Genomic DNA, 812 nt, shown 5'->3' with positions numbered 1-812 from the left:
ACCCTGCCGGATCGCTCTATACCGGTAACTGGAATCATCTACCGGAATATCCAGTATCTTAACGTTGTTTTTATCGTATATAATCATCGTTTAAATCGTTTTAAGTTTAATTCAATGCAGCAAAACTCCTGGCCTGGGTCGATAAACTTCTGTCGCCTGTTACTATAGCACCTGTATTCCAGATGTGAGCTAAATAGCTCCAAATAATTTTTTATCAGAGTTGAGTTATTTAATATCTTGGGCAGAGTTGAGCTATGCTACGTGTACTTTTAAAGGGCATCCTGTAGCCCTACCTCCGCCATCTTGCATTGATGTTATCGCCATATAAGAGCTATCCGAATTAGGATAAGAGGGGCTTATTTTTGATGTCCAATAGCGGTTATCTCCTAATCTTATTGATCCATCCGAATATATTTTAGTTCCAATTTTAGGAAACCATAAATCACCATATATACCTCCTAAATTATTATTTGATATTTTTTCTATTATTGCATTAAATTCATTATATCTACTGACCCTAAATCCTTCCGGTGAAGGGTCATAAATCGTTTTGACACTATCCCATAGTTGTTCAGACGATGCGTTATACCATGATCCACCCTGATAAGTCGTTATATACTTATCGGGATTTTTTATACCTATATCAATTGCTCCATTAGGGGACATGGTATTACCATTTGAATATAATATAGGGTCTTTACGCCCCCACTGGAACAATAAACCTCCCTCTAGTCCGCTATTATTTTGAGCATCACTTAACGCGCCAATATTGCGAGATAAAAAGCCATTGATTACAGTTGGATCCCAGTTGA

1 pseudogene is annotated in these 812 nt (G+C 37.3%); it reads right to left on the bottom strand.

The window, feature by feature from the left end:
• Positions 1-252: 252 nt before the first annotated feature.
• Positions 253-812 (bottom strand): annotated as a pseudogene (locus CTY47_RS17040) (hypothetical protein); the annotation flags it as partial.

The organism is Parabacteroides provencensis (genome assembly GCF_900232875.1).
In the GTDB taxonomy this organism is placed as follows: domain Bacteria; phylum Bacteroidota; class Bacteroidia; order Bacteroidales; family Tannerellaceae; genus Parabacteroides; species Parabacteroides chinchillae.
The sequence above is the reverse complement of the archived record's forward strand: the minus strand, read 5'-3'. Positions and strand labels throughout refer to the sequence as shown.